17 protein-coding genes are annotated in these 17,884 nt (G+C 72.0%); 7 read left to right on the top strand and 10 right to left on the bottom strand.

The genetic code is table 11. The features are described from left to right. Window positions 1-146 precede the first annotated feature (146 nt). Entirely contained in the window at window positions 147-1,886 is a 1,740-nt protein-coding gene (locus WBN91_RS34420) for a M14 family zinc carboxypeptidase (RefSeq protein WP_337728481.1), read from the bottom strand. Window positions 1,887-2,102: 216 nt separating this feature from the next. Between WBN91_RS34420 and WBN91_RS34415 the strand changes: the two genes are divergently transcribed. Next, window positions 2,103-2,918 (top strand): MerR family transcriptional regulator, encoded by an 816-nt coding sequence (locus WBN91_RS34415; RefSeq protein WP_337728480.1) that lies wholly within the window; start codon window positions 2,103-2,105, stop codon window positions 2,916-2,918. A 52-nt stretch (window positions 2,919-2,970) separates the two neighbouring features. Here WBN91_RS34415 and WBN91_RS34410 read toward each other — a convergent pair whose 3' ends face one another. The 4 genes from WBN91_RS34410 to recD2 form a co-directional block, all read right to left on the bottom strand. Next, window positions 2,971-3,543 carry an NADPH-dependent FMN reductase gene (locus WBN91_RS34410; protein ID WP_337728479.1) on the bottom strand — a complete coding sequence of 191 codons (573 nt, stop codon included), beginning with the start codon at window positions 3,541-3,543 and terminating at the stop codon, window positions 2,971-2,973. 135 nt (window positions 3,544-3,678) lie between these two features. Beyond that, complete coding sequence (locus tag WBN91_RS34405; protein WP_337728478.1) at window positions 3,679-5,046, bottom strand: MFS transporter; 1,368 nt, start codon at window positions 5,044-5,046, stop codon at window positions 3,679-3,681. Beyond that, the gene (locus WBN91_RS34400) at window positions 5,043-6,050 is read right to left on the bottom strand and encodes a sigma-70 family RNA polymerase sigma factor (protein WP_337728477.1); all 1,008 of its coding nucleotides are present in this window, start codon (window positions 6,048-6,050) and stop codon (window positions 5,043-5,045) included. Before WBN91_RS34400 ends, WBN91_RS34405 begins: the two co-directional genes overlap by 4 nt. Window positions 6,051-6,176: 126 nt before the next feature. Next, window positions 6,177-8,351 carry an SF1B family DNA helicase RecD2 gene (recD2, locus tag WBN91_RS34395; protein WP_337728476.1) on the bottom strand — a complete coding sequence of 725 codons (2,175 nt, stop codon included), beginning with the start codon at window positions 8,349-8,351 and terminating at the stop codon, window positions 6,177-6,179. Between the two features lie 91 nt (window positions 8,352-8,442). Between recD2 and WBN91_RS34390 the strand changes: the two genes are divergently transcribed. Together WBN91_RS34390 and WBN91_RS34385 are read left to right on the top strand one after the other, a co-directional pair. Then, the gene (locus tag WBN91_RS34390) at window positions 8,443-9,114 is read left to right on the top strand and encodes a response regulator transcription factor (RefSeq protein WP_337728475.1); all 672 of its coding nucleotides are present in this window, start codon (window positions 8,443-8,445) and stop codon (window positions 9,112-9,114) included. Then, window positions 9,111-10,220, top strand: coding sequence for a HAMP domain-containing sensor histidine kinase (locus WBN91_RS34385; RefSeq protein ID WP_337728474.1), 1,110 nt, complete (start codon window positions 9,111-9,113; stop codon window positions 10,218-10,220). Before WBN91_RS34390 ends, WBN91_RS34385 begins: the two co-directional genes overlap by 4 nt. Here the strand turns inward: WBN91_RS34385 and WBN91_RS34380 are convergent. Next, on the bottom strand, window positions 10,217-10,342 hold the full coding sequence (locus WBN91_RS34380; protein ID WP_337728473.1) for a hypothetical protein: 126 nt from the start codon (window positions 10,340-10,342) through the stop codon (window positions 10,217-10,219). The genes WBN91_RS34385 and WBN91_RS34380 overlap by 4 nt on opposite strands. 184 nt (window positions 10,343-10,526) lie before the next feature. Here WBN91_RS34380 and WBN91_RS34375 point away from each other — a divergent pair, with 184 nt between their 5' ends. Continuing rightward, window positions 10,527-11,849: a DUF4153 domain-containing protein gene (locus WBN91_RS34375; RefSeq protein ID WP_337728472.1), complete on the top strand. Its 1,323-nt coding sequence runs from the start codon at window positions 10,527-10,529 to the stop codon at window positions 11,847-11,849. Here WBN91_RS34375 and WBN91_RS34370 read toward each other — a convergent pair. From WBN91_RS34370 to WBN91_RS34360, 3 genes are all read right to left on the bottom strand, one after another. Next, window positions 11,752-12,669: an alpha/beta fold hydrolase gene (locus WBN91_RS34370; RefSeq protein ID WP_337728471.1), complete on the bottom strand. Its 918-nt coding sequence runs from the start codon at window positions 12,667-12,669 to the stop codon at window positions 11,752-11,754. The genes WBN91_RS34375 and WBN91_RS34370 overlap by 98 nt on opposite strands. A 68-nt stretch (window positions 12,670-12,737) precedes the next feature. Further along, the gene (locus tag WBN91_RS34365; protein ID WP_337728470.1) at window positions 12,738-13,658 is read right to left on the bottom strand and encodes a PDR/VanB family oxidoreductase; all 921 of its coding nucleotides are present in this window, start codon (window positions 13,656-13,658) and stop codon (window positions 12,738-12,740) included. Further along, entirely contained in the window at window positions 13,658-14,533 is an 876-nt protein-coding gene (locus WBN91_RS34360) for a metal-dependent hydrolase (RefSeq protein ID WP_337728469.1), read from the bottom strand. The genes WBN91_RS34365 and WBN91_RS34360 overlap by 1 nt, the downstream gene beginning before the upstream one ends. Window positions 14,534-14,586: 53 nt before the next feature. On the opposite strand from WBN91_RS34360, the gene WBN91_RS34355 reads away from it, so the two are divergent. The 3 genes from WBN91_RS34355 (at window position 14,587) to WBN91_RS34345 (ending at window position 16,931) form a co-directional block, all read left to right on the top strand. Then, complete coding sequence (locus WBN91_RS34355) at window positions 14,587-15,204, top strand: TetR/AcrR family transcriptional regulator (protein ID WP_337728468.1); 618 nt, start codon at window positions 14,587-14,589, stop codon at window positions 15,202-15,204. Window positions 15,205-15,284: 80 nt separating this feature from the next. Then, the gene (locus tag WBN91_RS34350; protein ID WP_337728467.1) at window positions 15,285-16,472 is read left to right on the top strand and encodes a mechanosensitive ion channel family protein; all 1,188 of its coding nucleotides are present in this window, start codon (window positions 15,285-15,287) and stop codon (window positions 16,470-16,472) included. A 57-nt stretch (window positions 16,473-16,529) separates the two neighbouring features. Then, a complete protein-coding gene (locus WBN91_RS34345; protein ID WP_337728466.1) occupies window positions 16,530-16,931 on the top strand; it encodes a hypothetical protein in 402 nt (133 codons plus the stop codon). Here the strand turns inward: WBN91_RS34345 and WBN91_RS34340 are convergent. Continuing rightward, complete coding sequence (locus tag WBN91_RS34340) at window positions 16,906-17,661, bottom strand: PIG-L deacetylase family protein (RefSeq protein ID WP_337728465.1); 756 nt, start codon at window positions 17,659-17,661, stop codon at window positions 16,906-16,908. The genes WBN91_RS34345 and WBN91_RS34340 overlap by 26 nt on opposite strands. Between the last annotated feature and the right edge of the window lie 223 nt (window positions 17,662-17,884).

The raw sequence follows: 17,884 nt of genomic DNA, 5'->3' as shown, positions 1-17,884 counted from the left end.
GCCCTTCGGGCAGGCCATACGGGGATGACGGAAGAAGCCCAAGTCGGGAGGTCTGCTGCGCGAGCCCTTCGAAAAGCACGCCCTTCGGGCGGAAGGCGCGCCCCTCGGGTGAAGGGCGCGCCTTGGTGAACCGCCGTTCGGGAGCCCTACAGGGTCAGGCTCCACGAGTCGATGTACCCGGTGTCCGCCGAGTACACGTCCTGCACCTGCAACTTCCAGGTGCCGTTCCGGACCTCCGACGACACGTTGGCCGTGTACGTGGTGTCGATGTTGTCCGCCGAGTCGTTGTTCGATGCCTTCAGCCGGTACGCCGAGCCGTCCGGGGCGATCAGGTCGACGACCAGGTCACCGCGGTACGTGTGCTTGATGTGCACCTCGACCGCCGACGTGGAGGACGCGTTGCCGGCGCAGTTCGCGATGGTGATGTTGCTGCTGACGGCCGCGCCGTTGTCCGGGATGTTCACGTCGTTGGCGTTGGTGGCCGTCGGGCAGTCGCCGGGCGGGTTGCCGCCGCCGCCGTAGGGGTTGGCTGCCTTCTTGGCCGAGTACATCAGCATCGGCTTGACCTTCGGCCAGAACGTGGAGGTCTGGCAGGAGAAGGTCGGGAAGAAGCCGCTGCACGTGCCGGAGCCGGGGCCGATCTCCCACACGAACGACGCCGTGCCCAGCGTGTCGTACACCCAGTCGTCGGTGGCGCCGGCCGCGTTGTACAGGACCTCGCCCGGCTGGCCGTACTGCCAGCCGCCGGCCAGGGTGGCCATGTCCCTTGCCATGCCGCGCAGGGCGGCGTCGTTGCCGGTCTTGTACGACGTCGTCCAGCCCCACGGGAACAGCACCAGGTTCGAGTAGCTGTGCATGGAGATCACGACGCCGGTGGTGTCGGCGGGGGCCGCGTCGGTGACGCCGGTGCCGCGGCGGTCCTGGTAGAGGTTGCGCCACAAGGACTGGAGGGCCTTGCTCTCGACCTCGGAGTTCGCCGACGGACCCTTGTAGGTCTGGTCGCACGGGTTGGACGACGTGCCGGCGCCGCCCCAGTGCGAGTCGGTGTTGCGGTTGAGGTCCACGCCGATCTGCGAGGACGACGTGCCCGAGCAGTTGGAACCGTTGGTGGTGTTGGCGTTCTTGCGCTGGTAGCGCGGCGAGTTGCCGCCCTGCTGCACGATGTTGACGCCGTCGGGGTTGGCGATCGGCACGACCCACACCTCGGTGGTGTCCAGCAGCGCGGTCACCTCGGCGTCGGTTCCATAGCTTTGGGTGAGGTGGTCGATCCAGCGGTAGGCCATGTCGCCCGTGGTGATCTCGCGGGCGTGCAGCTGGCCCATAACGAAGAAGCGGGGCTTGGGCGCGGTGGGGCTCAGGGCGCAGTCGCCGGCGTTCTTCTTGGTGATGCAGATGGCACGCAGGTCGTAGCCGCCGGAGCCCTGGGTCTTGCGCCACGAGTCGCCGTAGTCGACCACGGAGGTCAGCGACGAGTACTGGGAGGCGACCGCGTCCAGGTGGGCGTACTGGGCGTTGATGGTGCGGTAGCCGCCGTAGTAGGTCTCCTCCAGCGCCGCCGCGTCCAGGGACTGCGACTTGCGCTGCGGCGGCTCCCACTGGGGCGCGGGCAGCACCTCGTCGATGACGGTGGTGAAGCCCTCCTTCTTCAGCTTGTCACCGGTGTTCGCGTCACCGAGGACGAACAGGTTGTCGCCTTCGCGCTGCTCCAGCACGTCGAAGCCACGGCCGAGCAGGTCCTGGGCGGCTTGGCCCAGCGGCGCGTGGACCTTGTACACGTACGTGGGTCCGGCGGGGGCGGCCTTCACCTCGGGTGCGGGGCCCGCGGCGCCGGGCACGCCGCCGTTGATCACCGCGGCGGCCGTGACGCCGGCTATCGCCAGTGTCACGAGTGAACGTCTGGTCGACTTCACGGTTGGTTCCTCCTAGGCAGGGTTGAGCAGGAGGATGAGCCAAAACGCGCCCCTTGCACACCCTCCAACCGGCCATACCTGTTGCCTATGGGCTTGGCTGTGAACGCCCGTTGTGCCTGGTGGCGGAGGCGCGCGCGGACATCCGGCGCAACGCTTGACCCTGCCCCTGGGGCACGGCCCAAGGTCGTCGGCGTGGAGGAGGAACGGATGCTGGTCACCATCGGCGAGTTCGCGCGCCGGTCGCGCCTGTCGCTCAAGGCGCTGCGCCTGTACGAGCGGCAGGGACTGTTGCGCCCGGCGGTGGTGGACCCGTTGAACGGCTACCGCCGCTACGACGAGGACCAGCTCGCGGACGCCCGCCTGATCGCCCTGCTGCGCCGGCTGGACATGCCGCTCGCGGAGGTCGCCCGAGTGGTGGCCGCCGACGACCGGGCAGCCGTCCTGGCGGGGTACTGGGCGCGGGCCGAGCAGCGGTTCGCGGTGCAGCGGGACCTGGCCGCGCACCTCCACGTCGTGTTGACCGGAGGGAAGGGGTTGTCGGAGATGTACGAGGTGCAACTGCGGGACGTGCCGGAGCAGGTCGTGCTGACCGAGCAGCGGCACGTGCCGCAACCGGCGCTGGTCGAGTGGATGACCGCCGCCATGACCCGGGTGGAGAAGGCGGCGGGCGAGGTGGGCGGGGTGTCCGCCGCCCCGTTCGTGATCTACCACGGCGAGGTGAACGAGGACAGTGACGGCCCGGTCGAGGTGTGCATGCCCATCTCGACCCAGGGTGCCCCGTCGTCGGGACCGGCGCGCGTCGAGCCCGCCCACCGCGAGGCCTACGTGCGCCTGAAGAAGCGCGAGGTCGTGTACCCGCAGATCCTGTCGGCGTACGACGCGGTGGGCGCGTGGATCAAGGACCAGGGCCTGGCGGAGGCCGGCGCGCCCCGCGAGGTCTACTGGGCCGACTGGGACGCCGCCGGCCCGGACGACGAGGTCTGCGACATCGCTTTCCCGGTGCGGTGAGCGCCGGCCGGGCCGCCCGATCGGGCGGTCCGGCCGCTCCGTCGGGTGATGCCTACGCCCGCTGAGCGCGTAGCGGAGCGAGCGCCCGGGACCACGCCAGCAGTTCGTCCACCATCCGGTGCACCGCGGCCACCTGCGACTCGCGCGGCCGGAAGTCCGCGTGGTCCACGAAGTCCTCCCGCAGTGTCAGTGCCACCTGGGGTCCGATGTCGGCTATCCGCAGCACGCCCGCCTGCGCGCGCAGCTTCTGCACCGCCATGACCCCGCCGTACACGCCGTAGCCGACGTACGCGACCGGCTTGCCGCCCCACTCCTGGTGGAGGTAGTCGATGGCATTGGTCAGGGACGCGGGCGGGGCGGTGTTGTACTCGGGGGTGACGACGATGAAGGCGTCGCACGACCCGATCCGCTCCGCCCAGCGCCGGGTGTGCGGCTGCTGCCCGGGTGACGCCGCCGCCGGAACGGCCTCGTCGAGCAGCGGCAGCCGGTGGTCGGCCAGGTCCACGAGCGGGAAGTCCGCCTCGCCGCCCGCGTGGCCGGTGGCCAGGTCCCGCACCCAGCGGGCCACCTGGTCGCCGTTGCGGCCGGGACGGGTGCTGCCGATGACGATGCCGACGTTGATCATGGTCGATGCTCCTCCGGGTGGTGCGGACGCCCTGGACGGGCACTAGACGCCCGGTCGCCGCCGGTTGTGACACCCCTCCGGCACGGATGAGTAGGTGTGGGCCGGCCCGGATGGGGGTTCGGGCCGGCCCACGGTCTAGGGGACGGGGACGGGCTTGCGGCTCGGCATGCCCAGCGCGATGACCGCACCCAGGAGGGCGAAAGCCGCCACCACCGTCATCGACGCCGTGAACCCGGTCGTGAACGCGGCGCGGGAGGCGTAGCCGCCGAACGCGCCGAACGCCGCCACGGCCAGCGCCACGCCGAACACCCCGCCCAGGATGCGCAGCATCATGAACGCCCCCGAGGCCTGGCCGATCTCCGCCGGCGCGACCGCGCCCACCACGGCCTTCTGCGCCGCGGGCATGGCCATCGTCAGCCCCACCCCGCCGACCACCAGGGCGGGCAACAACGTCCAGTAGTCCGCGCCGGCGGTGGCCGCGATCCACGCCGACCCGAAGGCCTGCAACGCCAGACCGGCCACCACGAACGTCCGCTCCCCGTACCGGTCCGCCAACCGCCCGGCGATCGGGGCGCACACCATGAGCGTCGCCGTCCACGGCATCAACCGCAGCCCCGCCACCAGCGGACTGTCGCCCAGCACCAGCTGGAAGTGCTGAGCCAGGAAGAACAACGTCCCGTACAGCGACGCGAACAGGCAGAAGTTCGCCGGGTTGGCGGTCGCGAACGCCCGCAGGCGGAAGAAGCGCATCGGCAGCATCGGTGCGGCGGTCCGGCGCTCCCACGCGACGAAGGCCACGACCAGGACCACCCCCAGCACGAGGGACCCCAGCACCTCGGCACTGACCCACCTCGCCGCGTTCCCGCGCACGAGCCCCCACACGACGCCGAGCACGCCGGCCGTCACCAGCAGCACCCCGACCAGGTCGAGCGGCCGGGCGGCGCCGCGGCTCTCCTCGACCCGGCGCGTGGTCAGCGCGATCGCGACCAGCCCGATCGGCAGGTTCAGCCAGAAGATCCACTGCCAGGCCAACCCGTCGACCACGGCCCCGCCGACGAACGGCCCGCTGAACGTGGCCAGCCCGGTGATCCCCAGGTACAGCCCCATCGCCCGCCCACGCCGCTCCGGCGGGAACGCCGCCGACACCAGCGTCAACGACAGCGGCAGCACCAGGGCCGCGCCGACGCCCTGCCCGGCCCGCGCGGCGATCAGCACCCCGATGTCCGGCGCCAGCGCGCAGGCCGCCGACGCCACGGTGAACACCGCCAGCCCGACCACGAACACCCGCCGCCGCCCGAACCGGTCACCCAGCGCCGCCCCGGTCAGCAGCAGCACCGCGAAGGTCAGGTTGTAGGCGTTGACGGTCCACTCCAGCGCCTCGACCGACGCCCCGAGGTCCTCCCGGATCGTGGCCAGCGCCGTGGTCACGACCAGGCTGTCCAGCGCCATCATGAACGAGGCCAGCGACGCCAGCCCCAGCACCCACCGCTGCGCCGCGGTCATCGCGGACCCCCGCGCAGCGACCGCGGCAACCCGAAGGCGGCCAGCAGCGAGTTGTCGACGAACCGCGTCACGCCGGCGACCCGGTCCCCCGCCATCGTCAGCACCAACACGCCGTGCGCCCGCGGGAACGGCCCGTCGGACAGGTACGCGCCGAACGCCGGCTGACCGTTCGCCCGGGTCGGCACGAGCACGTGCCGCCGCCCCTCGCGCAGCGCGACGGTGGTCAGGAAGTGCCGCACGTCCGCGACACCCTCGTACACGAACGGCAGCGGCGGCATGCTCAGCCGGACGTCGTCGCTGAGCAGCGCCACGACCGCGTCGACGTCCCCCGCCTCGAACGCCCGGACGAAGTCCGCCACGACCCGCGACTCGACGGCCGAGGACGGGGGCGGCGCGGCCGGCATCGTCCCGCGCGCCCGCTTCAAAGCACCGGCGACCGCGTCCTCGGTCGTGCCGAGCATCGCCGCGACCTCGGCGGCCCGGAACCCCAGCACGTCCCGCAGCACCAGCACGACCCGCTGCCGCGGCGGCAGTTCCTGGAGTGCGGCCAAGAACGCCAGCGACACCGACTCCCGCACCTCGTACCGGGCGTCGGGGCCGGGCGCGCGGTCGGCGATGCCGTCGAGCAGGAGGTCCGGGTAGGGCTCCAGCCACGCCGGTTCCCCGTGCCGGTGCGACGGTTCGGGCAAGGGGACCTCCGGCCGGTAGTCCGCGGGCGGACGCCGGTCCGCCGCGCGCAAGGCGTTCAGGCAGCGGTTGGTCGCGATCCGGTACAGCCACGTCCGGACCGACGAGCGCCCCTCGAACCCGTCGATCCCGCGCCACGCGGCCAGCAGCGTCTCCTGGAGGAGGTCCTCGGCGTCCTGGAGGGAGCCGAGGAGGCGGTAGCAGTGCAGTTGCAGCTCACGCCGGTGCGGTTCGACGAGCGCCCGGAACGCCTCGCCGTCCCCGTCACGCGCCAGCGCCAGCAGCCCTTCGGCACCCTCGGTGGGTGTCGGTCGCATGGTGGTTCCTCTCACCCCGTGGTCGTCACACCGGTATGGACACCGCCCGCGCCCGAAAGTGGTCGGTCGGGACCACTGAACCCGACCGGAGGACCCGACCGACCTCGCGACCAGGCTCGCGTCCGGTCAGACCTGGCTCAGCCGCACGTCCAGCGCGGTGTGCCGCCGGCCCGCGCCCACGGTGCGCACGGCCTGCCCGATGGCCTTGCGCGACCCGACCAGCACGACCAGCTTCTTCGCCCGCGTCACCGCCGTGTAGAGCAGGTTGCGCTGCAACATCAGCCACGCGCTGGTGGTGATTGGGATGACCACGCACGGGTATTCACTGCCCTGTGAGCGATGAATCGTCATGGCGTAGGCGTGGGTCAGCTCGTCGAGTTCCCCGAACTCGTAGTCCACGTCCTCGTCCTCGTCCGTCCGCACCGTCAGCTTCTGCTCCACGACGTCGATCCCGGTGACGACCCCGAGCGTCCCGTTGAACACCCCGTTGGCGCCCTTGTCGTAGTTGTTGCGGATCTGGGTCACCTTGTCCCCGACCCGGAACACGCGCCCGCCGAACCGCCGCTCCGGCAGGTTCGGCCGCGCCGGTGTGAGCGCCTCCTGCAACACGGTGTTCAGCGCGCCCGCGCCCGCCGCGCCCCGGTGCATGGGCGTGAGCACCTGCACGTCGGTGCGCGGGTCGAGCCCGAACTTGCGCGGGATGCGTGACGCCACCACGTCGACGGTCAGCGACGCCGCCTCCTCGGCTTCCTCGCAGGGGAACAGGTAGAAGTCCGGCAGCCCTTGCACGAGCGGGAAGTCGCCGGAGTTGATGCGGTGCGCGTTGGTCACGACGCCGGATTCCTGTGCCTGCCGGAAGATGTGCGTCAGCCGCACGTGCGGCACGGGGCTGTCGGCGGCCAGCACGTCCCGCAGCACCTCGCCCGCGCCCACCGACGGCAACTGGTCCACGTCGCCGACCAGCAGCAGGTGCGTCCCGGGCGCGATCGCCTTCACCAGCTTGTTGGCCAGCAACAGGTCCAGCATCGACGCCTCGTCGACCACGACCAGGTCCGCCTCCAGCGGCCGGTCCCGGTCGTAGGCCGCGTCACCGCCGGGCTTGAGCTCCAGCAAGCGGTGCACGGTGCGCGCCTCGTGCCCGGTCAGCTCGGCCAGCCGCTTCGCGGCCCGCCCGGTCGGCGCGGCCAGCACGACCCGCGCCCGCTTCGCCACCGCCAGCCGCACGATCGACCGCACGGTGAAGCTCTTGCCACACCCCGGCCCACCGGTCAGCACGGCGACCTTCCGCGTCAACGCCAGCCGCACTGCCTCGCGCTGCTTGTCCTCCAACGACGCCCCGAGCCACGCGAACGCCCGTTCCCAGTCCACGTCCCGGAACGACGGCATCCGCTCGGCGTCGGTCCGCAGCAGCCGCCCCAGCTGCGCGGCCAGCGACACCTCGGCCCGGTGGAACGGGATCAGGTACACGGCCGCCTCGCCGTCGGCCATGACCTCCCGCACCACGCCCTCCTCGGTGACCAGCTCGGCCAGGCACTCGATCACCAGCCCCGTGTCGACCTGGAGGATCTTGACCGCGTCCGCGATGAGCTGGTTCTCCGGCAGGAAGCAGTCGCCGTTCCCGGTCGCCTCGGACAGCGTGAACTGCAACCCCGCCTTCACCCGCTGCGGGCTGTCGTGCGGGATGCCGACCGCCTTCGCGATGACGTCCGCGGTCCGGAACCCGATGCCCCACACGTCGTTCGCCAGCCGGTACGGCTCCTTCCGCACGACCTCGATCGACTGGTCCTGGTACTGCTTGTAGATCCGCACGGCGAGCGACGTGGACACCCCGACGCCCTGGAGGAAGACCATCACCTCCTTGATCGCCTTCTGCTCCTCCCACGCCGCCGCGATGAGCTTGGTGCGCTTGGGACCGAGCTTGGGCACCTCGATCAACCGCTCCGGCGACTGCTCGATGACGTCGAGCGCGTCCAGCCCGAAGTGCGTGACGATCCGGTCGGCCAACACCGGCCCGATGCCCTTGATCAGCCCGGACCCCAGGTAGCGCCGGATGCCCTGGATGGTCGCGGGCAGCACGGACGTGTAGTCGTCCACGTGGAACTGCCGGCCGTACTGCGGGTGCGACCCCCACCGCCCGCGCATCCGGATCGACTCCCCGGGCTGCACGCCCAGCAGCGACCCGACGACCGTGACCAGGTCACCGCCGCCGCGCCCGGTGTCCACGCGGGCCACGGTGTAGCCGGTCTCCTCGTTGGCGAACGTGATCCGCTCCAAGGTCGCTTCCAGCACCGCGTCCGCCACGCCGACAACTTAACCCTCCCCGCCGGGACCTCCACACGACGTTCACAACTCTCACCAGGCCTCTCCACCACCGACACCTACAGTCGGTGCCATGACACGCCGGGTTCTGGTGGTCGAGGACGACCTGACGATCGCCACGTCCGTGGCGGCGCGGCTGCGCGCCGAGGGGTTCGAGGTGGAGTTGGCGCACGACGGCCCGTCGGGGGTGCGCAAGGCCGCGGACGCCGACCTCGTGGTGCTCGACGTCATGCTGCCGGGCTTCGACGGCCTGGAGGTGTGCCGCCGCATCCAGGCGGACCGCCCGGTGCCGGTGCTCATGCTCACCGCCCGCGGCGACGAGACGGACCTGCTGGTGGGCCTCGCGGTGGGCGCGGACGACTACCTGACCAAGCCGTTCTCCATCCGCGAGCTGGCGGCCCGCGTGCACGCCCTGCTGCGCCGGGTGGAGCGGTCGACGGCGTCCTCCGCCACCCGGATCGCTGTCGCCGACCTGGAGATCGACCTGGCCGAACGCCGCGTCCTGCGCGCCGGCGCCGAGGCCCACCTGACGCCCACCGAGTTCGAGCTGCTGGTGCACCTGGCCGAACGCCCGCGCGCGGTCCAGTCCCGGGAACGCCTGCTCAGCGAGGTGTGGGGCTGGAACGAGACCGCCACCGGCACGCGAACCGTGGACAGCCACATCAAGGCGCTGCGGCGCAAGCTCGGCACGGACCTGATCCGCACCGTCCACGGTGTCGGCTACGCCCTGGAGGCGCCGCGATGAGACTGCGCAAGGCGGTGGGCGCGTTCGTCGACTTCCTGCCCAGACCGCTGGACCCGGTGCGCTCGATCAAGCTCAAACTGGGCATCCTGCTGGTCAGCTCGGGCGCGGCGGGCTTCTCGTTCTTCTGGTACCGCATCGGCTGGCTGCCCTACAGCACGACCACGGGCGCGCTGGTCATCGCCCTGGTGACCTCGCAGGTCCTGGCCCACGGCATGACCCGTCCCCTGCGCGAGATGACCGCCGCCGCCCGCGCCATGCGCCGCGGCGACTACAGCAAACGCGTCCGCGCCACGGCCCGCGACGAGGTCGGCGAGCTGGCCAGCGCGTTCAACCAGATGGCTGCCGACCTGGCCGCCGCGGACCGCCAACGCCGCGAGCTGATCGCCAACGTCTCCCACGAACTGCGCACCCCCATCACGGCGCTCCAGAACGTCCTGGAGAACGTCGTCGACGGCGTGGCCGCGCCGGACGCCCGCACCATGCGCACCGCCCTGGCCCAGACCGAGCGCCTAGGCCGGCTGGTGACGGAGTTGCTGGACCTGTCCCGCATCGACGCCGGCGCCCACCGCCTGACCCTGGCCGAGTTCCCGGTCGCACCCCTGCTGGCCGACGTGGTCGCCGAGGCCTCGGTCGCCTCCCCCGCGACCAGCTTCGTCGTCGAGGTCCGCCCGCCGACCGCCACCGTCGTGGCCGACCGCGCCCGCGTCCACCAGGTCCTGGTCAACCTCCTCGACAACGCCGCCCGCCACGGCCCGTCCGGCGGCGAGGTGCGCGTGACGGCGACCTGGGTGGCCCGCGACCTGGTGCTGGAGGTCTCCGACGACGGCCCGGGCATCGCCCCGGAGGACCGCGAACGGGTCTTCGAACGCTTCACGCGCGGCGAACGCGCGGGCGGCGGCGGCACAGGTCTGGGCCTGAACATCGCCCGCTGGATCATCGACCTGCACGGCGGCACCATCGCGGTCGTCGACGCCCCGGGCTGCCGCATCCGCGCCACCCTCCCAGCCACCCGCCCACCGGAGCCGCCCGCCGAGCCGCTGCCCGACACACGCCGCACGCGCGGGCCGGCCACTCCCTTCGGCCACCCGGAACCCGCCGGGACCTAGCGCCCCCGCACACCACCGCCGGCACCCGCACCGCCCTCACCGGCTCGCGCACCACCAGAAGCCCGCACCACCCGCACCGGCACCTGCACCACCAGCGCCGGCACCCGCACCACCAACAGCACGCACCAACCACCGCGGCGAGCCGTGCCGCGCGATGTCGGCTGCCCGAAAACTCCCGGAGCCCCGGAGACCGATACCAAATCTGTTGGACGCTCGCGCAAAAAATGCGCCGAAAACAGTCCCAGCGTCCAACACATCTTGGTACCTACCCCGGCCCCGCGATCCCTGCTGCCCAACGGAGGTCCCATGTCACCCCACCGTGCACTGCTCACCGGAATCGTCGGTGGCACGAGCGCGGCCGTCCTGCTGCCGCTCGACGAGCCCGGACTCGGCTGGCTGCTCACCGCCGCCGTCGTGTTCGCGCTGGTCCGCAAGGTCAGACCGGGCTGGGCCGCGCTGAGCCTGCTGCTGTTCGGCACCGGCGCGCTGGTCGCCGACGCGGACCTGTTCGCCCTGTGCGCGGTGGCGGGGTGCGCGGCCGGGTCGTTGGCCGTCGTCGGGGGGCGGACGGCCAAGGGGTTGCTGCTCGGGTCCACGGCGGTGCCGGTGGCGATCCTGCGGGCGGTGCCGTGGGCGGCGCGTGGGGTGAAGACGTCGAAGGCGACCGAGCTGGTACGGCCGTTGGCGGTGACGGCGGCGGTGCTGGCGGTGTTCCTGCCGTTGCTCGCCGGGGCGGACGTGGCGTTCGCGGAGATGATCGGCGAGTCCGCGCCGGAGCTCGACGGGCAGTGGGTCGTGGTGTTCGCCGCGGTCGGGTCGGGGCTGATCGGGGCGTGCTACCTGACGACCCTGCCGCCGGCGGAGGAGCAGCCGGCGCGGCGCAGGACGGTGGCGCTGCGGGAGTGGGCGATGCCGGTCTGGGCGTTGGTCGGGTTGTTCGCGGCGTTCGTGGGGGTGCAGGTCAGCACGTTGTTCGGCGGCGACGACTACGTGCTGCGCACGGCCGGGGTCACCTACGCCGAGTACGCGCGGCGCGGGTTCTGGCAGCTGCTGGCGGTCGCGGTGCTGACGCTCGGGGTGATCGCCGTCGCCGCGCGGGTCGCGGAGGACGGGGACCGGAAGTGGCTGCGCGGGCTGTTGGGCGCGCTGACCGGGCTCACGCTGGTGATCGTGGCCTCGGCGCTGAACCGGATGTGGGTCTACCAGCAGGCGTACGGGTTCACCACGCTGCGGGTGCTGGTGTCGGCGTGCGAGCTGTGGCTGGCGCTGGTGTACCTGATGGTGCTGGTCGCGGGCGTGCGGCTGCGCGGCGGGTGGTTGCCGCGGGCCGTGGTGGGCAGCGGGTTCGCCGCGCTGGTCGGGCTCGCGCTGCTCAACCCGGACCGGTTCATCGCCGAGCGCAACGCCGCCCGGTGGCAGGAGACCGGCAAGATCGACCTCGTCTACCTCGGGCGGCTGTCCGACGACGCCGTGCCGGCGCTGGCCGCGCTGCCCGAGCCGATGCGGCAGTGCGTCCTGCGGCACCGCCGGGTCAGTGAGGACGACTGGCGTTCGTGGAACCTGGCTCGGTCGCGGGCGCGGGAGGCGCTGCGGGACTTCCGGCCGCAGGGCTCCCCGTGTGCTTGGTGATGTGGTCGACCACCAGCAGGGCGACGACCCGGGCGTGCGTGACGGGTGCCCAGTGACCGGCGTCGACCACGCGGCGGCGCAGGTTCGGCACCCACGGGGTGGCCGCGTCCAGGAGGCCGTTGGTGACGTAGTTGTCCTTGAGGGGCTGGATGATCTGCACCGGGACGTCCGTGCGCCGGACGCGGGGCGCGCGCAGTCGGGGGATGAAGTTGGCGCGGTACAGGGAGATCCCGTTGACGCCGTCCTCGACGATGGTGTCCGGCACGTGGTCCGCCCGCACGCCTTCGAGGCGGTGCAGCACCTGTCCCCAGCGCGGGCCGACCAGGTGGCGCCACACGAACGGGGCCACGAACGGCAGGTGGAACGCGACGATGTACCAGGAGTGCAGCCACTGCTTGACGTGCTGCCACGTCGGACGGCCGCGCGTCCAGTGGCCGATGTGGTCCAGGCACGGGCCGGAGATCGAGGTGTAGGAGGCGATCCGCGCGCCCGGCGTGGTCACCGCCTCCCACGCCTGGATGGAGCCCCAGTCGTGCGCGACGACGTGCACCGGGCGGTCCGGGCTGACCGCGTCGACCACCGCGAACAGGTCGCGGGCCAGCACCGGCAGCCGGTACGCGGCCAGGTCGCGCGGCCGGTCGGAGGCGCCCGCGCCGCGCACGTCGTAGGTCACGACGTGGTACTCCTCGGCCAGGATCTCGGCGACCCCGTCCCACACCCGGTGGGTGTCGGGGTAGCCGTGCACCAGGACGACGGTCGGGGCGGAGCGGTCGCCGCGCTCGTGCACGGACAGGCGCACGCCATCGGATTCCACGAACACGGTTTCCTCCACTGTGGTCAGAGGTCGAGCACGGTCAGAGGTCGAGCACGGTCAGAGGTCGAGCACGGTCAGAGGTCGAGCACGAGCCGGTCGCCGGTCGGGCGGGCCACGCAGATCCGGACGCCGTCCACCTCGCACGTGCCGCAGAAACCTTGGCGGCACGAGTAGGGCACGGTCGGGCGCAGGTCTTTGAGGACGTCCAGGGCCGAGCGGTCGGCGGGGACGTCGAGCGTGATCCCGCTGCGGCGCAACTCCAGCGCGAACGGCCGCCCGTCGGTGATCGGCGGCGGGGCGAAGCGCTCGAAGTGCAGGCGGCGGGAGGCGAAGGCGCGGCGGACGGCGTCGAGCATGGGGGTCGGGCCGCAGCAGTAGACGGAACCGTGGGCCGGGAACGCGCGCAGGATCGCGTCGACGTCCGGCGGGCCGAGCTCGTCGTCCGGGCGGAGGTCGGTGTGGTCGGGGAGTTCGTCGAGGAACGGCATGGTGGCACGCGACCGTCCACAGTAGAGGAACGTGTGCTCGACGCCCAGCCGGGCGGCTTCGCGGACCATCGGCAAGATGGGGGTGATGCCGATGCCGCCCGCCAGGAACAGCATCGGGCCTTCGGGGACGAACGGGAACGCGTTGCGCGGTCCGCGCACCACGACCTCGTCGCCTTCGCGCAATGCGTGCACCTCCGCCGAGCCGACGCCGACACGGCGGACGGCGATCCGGTAGGAGGTCCGGTCGTGCGGGTCGCCGCAGAGCGAGTACTGGCGGCGCAGGCCCGAGGCCAGGTGCAGGTCGAGGTGGCACCCAGGCTGCCACGTGGGCAGGTCCGGGGCGGTCAGGAGCAGGCTGACCACGTCCTCGGCCTCGCGGCGGCGGTGCGCGACGATCAGCCGCAGGGGCCGGCCGGCGGGGCGGGCGGGGCGGGCGGAACCCAGGTAGCGCAGGGATTTCAGGTAGCCGTCGGTGAACTTCTCCAGGCCGCGCACGAAGCCGTCCATCAGTGGGCCGCCCGCGCGGCCGGGGAGGAGGCGAGGTAGGCCACGGCCTGACTGGTCGAGCCCTCCTGCTTGGGGTGGTAGCGCGGGTGGAAGTAGCGCAGGAACGCCCGGAACAGCGCTCCCCCGGTGGGCAGCAGGCCGCGGCGGCCGGCGCGGCGGAACTCGCGCAGGGTGAGCTTGCCGGGGCGTGACGGGTCGTGGTCCACCAGGAACTTCGCGCCGCGCGCCCACAGCAGCCACAGGACGGGACCGGCGATGAGCATGGTGCGGACCTTGCGGACTTGGCGGCGGTCGAGGTGGCGCATCAGGTCGAACGCGACGCTGCGGTGCTCGACCTCCTCGGCGGCGTGCCAGCGCAGGAGGTCGAGCATGGTCGGGTCGATGCCGGCGCGGTCGAGGGCGGTGGCGTTGAGCATCCAGTCGCCGAGGAACGCGGTGAAGTGCTCGATGGCCGCGACCAGGGCGATCCGTTCCACGAGCTGTTCGCGGTGCTGCTCGGGGGTGAGGCCGTCGCGGTCACCGAGGATGCGGCGGAAGACGACCTCCATGTGCCGGGTGAACGGACGCGGGTCGAGACCTTGGGTGAGGAGGTGGTCGAGGACCTCGCTGTGCGCCTCGGCGTGCACCGCCTCCTGGCCGATGAAGCCGAGGACGTCCGCGCGCAGGTCGTCGTCGGTGATCAGCGGGACAGCCTGCTGGAACGTGCGGACGAACCAGCGTTCGCCCTCGGGCAGGAGCAGGTGCAGGACGTTCATGACGTGGGTCGTGGTCGGCTCGTCGGGCACCCAGTGCAGCGGGAGCGCCGACCAGTCGAAGTGCACGTCCCGGGGCTGCAACACGAGGTTGTCGGGCTCCATCACGACCTCCCGCACCATTGCTACGCCAGCGTAGCTTTGTGAAAGCTACGCCACCGTAGCAATATGGCCGGGTGAGCACAACGCGCCGGAAGTACGCCCCTCGCCTCCCCGCCGGGCAGCGGCGTGACCAGGTGCTGGACGGTGCGTTGGCACTGATCGCGGAGGGCGGCTTCGACGCGTTGACGATGGAGGCCGTGGCACGGCGGTGCGGGGTGACCAAGCCGGTCGTCTACGAGCTGTTCGCGAACCGCGGCGAGGTCATCGCGGCCCTGCTGGAACGAGAGGCCGAACGCGCGACCGCCCAGGTGCTGGAGGCGATCCCGCGGGGCTTGGACGAGCGTTCGCCGGAAGACCTGTACACCGACACCGTGCACGCGTTCGTGCACGCGGTGGTCGAGAGCCCGGACCGGTGGCGGCTGGTGCTGCTGCCGCCGGAGGGGACGCCGGTGGAGTTCCGGCAGCAGGTGGAACGGGTGCGGGCGCAGGTGACCGAGCAGGTCAACGCGCTGGCCGACCTCGGGTTGAAGGCGATGGGCGGGCCGGAGCTGGACGCCGAACTGCTGGGTCACGCGATGCTGGCACTGGCCGAGATGGCCGGTCGGCTGGTGATCACCGATCCCGAGCGCTTCCCGCCGGACCGCCTGGTCGCGTTCGTGGGGCGGATGGCCCACTTCCTGCCCCGGTCGTGAGGTCGATCGCTACCACGAATGGGTGATGGTCCGGATGGGTACGGGTCGGAGGATGCCCCGAACCCCAGGAGGTGCCCTCCGTGCTCGTCACCGTGCTCACCTTCGCCGGATCGGTCCTGGTCGCGCTGGTCGTGGTCACCGCCGTGCACCGGGTGGTCCGGCGGATCGGCCGTCGGTCCGCGCTGTTCGCCGGGCTGGCCGCGCACGCGCACCGGCCGGCGGTCGCGGTGGCGGTGCTGGTGGCCGTGCAGTTCTCCATCGGCGTGGCGGGGTGGGGTGACTGGCGGCCGGCCGCGTTGCACGTGGTCGGGATAGCGCTGATCCTCGCCGGGGCGTGGTTGCTGGCGTCCCTGCTGGTGGTGGTCGAGGACGCCATGCTCGCGCGGATCAGGGTGGACGTGTCCGACAACCGCCACGCGCGTCGGGTGCACACGCAGATCACCTTGGTGCGGCGGGTGACCGTGGTCGTGGTGGGCGTGCTGGCGTTCGCGTCGGTCCTCATGACGTTCCCCGGGGCGCGCGCGGCGGGCACGAGCCTCCTGGCCTCCGCCGGTGTGATCGGCGCGATCGCCGCGTTGGCGGCGCAGTCCTTGCTGGGCAACGTGTTCGCGGGCGTGCAGATCGCGTTCAGCGACGCCCTGCGGCTGGACGACGTCGTGGTCGTGGAAGACCAGTGGGGGCGGATCGAGGACATCACGCTCACCTACGTGGTCGTGCACCTGTGGGACGACCGGCGGCTGATCCTGCCCACCGCGTACTTCCTCAAGACGCCGTTCGAGAACTGGACGCGCACCCAGTCGGCGCTGCTGGGCACGGTCGAGATGGACGTCGACTGGACCGTGCCGGTGGAGGACATGCGGCAGGAGCTGCGCAGGTTCCTGGAGTCGGACGACCTGTGGGACGGGCGGGTGTGCGTGCTCCAGGTGACCGACGCGGTGGGGTCGTTCGTGCGGGTGCGGGCGCTGGTCAGCGCGACCGACGCCGGGCGGCTGTGGGACCTGCGGTGCGAGGTGCGCGAACACCTGGTGTCTTGGCTGCGCGTGCACCAGCCGGCCGCGTTGCCGCAGCTACGGGTGCGGGACCTGCCCCGGACGCAGGCCGTGGCGCGGCAGGAGGCGTCCGGGTCGGACCAGCGGGTGTTCGGGGAGAGCGAGGACGGCCAGGAGCGGGTGCAGGCGTTCAGCGGGCCGGACGGGCGTGCGGCGACCAACGGCTCCAGCGGCAACGGCTCCAGCGGCAACGGCTCCGGCGGCAACGGCGAGGTGTGACGCAACCGTTCGGTCCCTTCGGTCCGTCCTGGTGCCAGGATGACTCCGGGAGGGTTCATGGGACGGATCGTGGTCGTGGCGTGCTTCGCCCTGGTGGCGTGCGGCGCACCCGTGCGGGACACCGGCACCGTGGCCGCACCCACCACGACCGTCACGACGACGACTGCGGAGGTCCAGATGCCCGCCAAGCTCAGCCCGCACGGCAAGGAGGTGCTGGCGCGGGCACAGCGTTCCGGCGTGCCGACCGTGGTGCTGGTGATCTCCACCGAGGCGACCTCCACCGAGCGGACGGCGTCGGCACTGCGCGGACTCGGCGCGACGGTCGAGGCCACCGACACGTCGATCGGCTACATCCGGGTGTCGGTGCCGATCGCCGACGTGGAACGGGTCGTGGCGGCGGAGGGCGTGCGCCAGGTGGACGTGGACGAACCCCTCAGCAACGCCGACCCGACCCCGTAACCGGCTCGACGAACCACTCACGACCGGCCAACACCCCGAACACCGGCACCGGCAGCCGAACCAGCACCCGCATGACCGCCGCCAACCGGCCGTTCCCTTCGACCTGCGACCGGTGCGCGGCCAACGCGGCCTGCTTCTGGCGCGCGTAACGCCGAACGTCGAACCGGTGCGTGATGTCCGAGGAAGCGCTGAAGGCCCGTTCCAGCCCTTCGTAGGGGAACGGGACCCGGAATGCACGGACCACCCGCGCCAGCCGTACGACCGCGTCCCGGGGCATGGTGGCCTCCAACAGCCGAACCCCGGCCATCTCAGCCGCCCGCCGTCCTACTTCGTGGACCTTCACGTGGTCCCGGTGCCCGTAGCCGCCGTTGCGGTCATAGCTCAACAAGAGCTCGGCCCGCTCCTCGAGGAGGACGGTCGCCAACCGCCCGGCAGCCTCGTCGAGATCGGCCCGCACGAACCGCTGCCGCCCGGGCGGATCAGCGAACAACACCGCCCCGTGACCGCTGTCGGCGTAACCGAGGTGCACCACCCGGTCTACTCCGAGGACGGCGGCCGAGGCCCGCAGCTCGTCGAGGCGAGTCGGCGGCTCGGACCACATCGTGTCCGTGGCGACAACCACCACGACCCGATGGCCCTCCGCCGCGAGCCGGGCAAGGCTGCCACCGGTGAGCAGCACCTCGTCATCGGGATGAGCATGAAACGCGACGACGGTCACCCGCACCCCCATCCGGTCGAACCACGGTGCGCAGCCTAGGGAACCCGCCGACCAGCCACCAGCCAAACCACCGGCCCGACGCATTCGCACCACCTCCACCCTGCCGGCTTTCACGCCAACGGCGCTCAGCCCAAGCGCAAGATGCCTTCCCACCCGATGGGTGCTACGCGCCGAAGGCGCGAGCCGAAGCGGCTAGCGACCACGGGAAGGGCCTCGGTTTCTTTCCCCGTCCGGC

Source organism: Saccharothrix sp. CCNWYY140 (genome assembly GCF_037401995.1).
GTDB lineage: Bacteria > Actinomycetota > Actinomycetes > Mycobacteriales > Pseudonocardiaceae > Actinosynnema.
The sequence above is the reverse complement of the archived record's forward strand: the minus strand, read 5'-3'. Positions and strand labels throughout refer to the sequence as shown.

Excerpts from the sequence above, each read along its gene's own strand:
- WBN91_RS34405 (WP_337728478.1), bottom strand. The coding sequence starts at position 5,046 with ATGACCGCGGCGCAGCGGTGGGTGCTGGGGCTGGCGTCGCTGGCCTCG.
- WBN91_RS34390 (WP_337728475.1), top strand. The coding sequence starts at position 8,443 with ATGACACGCCGGGTTCTGGTGGTCGAGGACGACCTGACGATCGCCACG.
- WBN91_RS34340 (WP_337728465.1), bottom strand. The coding sequence starts at position 17,661 with ATGGGGGTGCGGGTGACCGTCGTCGCGTTTCATGCTCATCCCGATGAC.
- WBN91_RS34345 (WP_337728466.1), top strand. The coding sequence starts at position 16,530 with ATGGGACGGATCGTGGTCGTGGCGTGCTTCGCCCTGGTGGCGTGCGGC.
- WBN91_RS34400 (WP_337728477.1), bottom strand. The coding sequence starts at position 6,050 with ATGCGACCGACACCCACCGAGGGTGCCGAAGGGCTGCTGGCGCTGGCG.
- WBN91_RS34360 (WP_337728469.1), bottom strand. The coding sequence starts at position 14,533 with ATGGTGCGGGAGGTCGTGATGGAGCCCGACAACCTCGTGTTGCAGCCC.
- WBN91_RS34375 (WP_337728472.1), top strand. The coding sequence starts at position 10,527 with ATGTCACCCCACCGTGCACTGCTCACCGGAATCGTCGGTGGCACGAGC.
- WBN91_RS34365 (WP_337728470.1), bottom strand. The coding sequence starts at position 13,658 with ATGGACGGCTTCGTGCGCGGCCTGGAGAAGTTCACCGACGGCTACCTG.
- WBN91_RS34410 (WP_337728479.1), bottom strand. The coding sequence starts at position 3,543 with ATGATCAACGTCGGCATCGTCATCGGCAGCACCCGTCCCGGCCGCAAC.
- WBN91_RS34385 (WP_337728474.1), top strand. The coding sequence starts at position 9,111 with ATGAGACTGCGCAAGGCGGTGGGCGCGTTCGTCGACTTCCTGCCCAGA.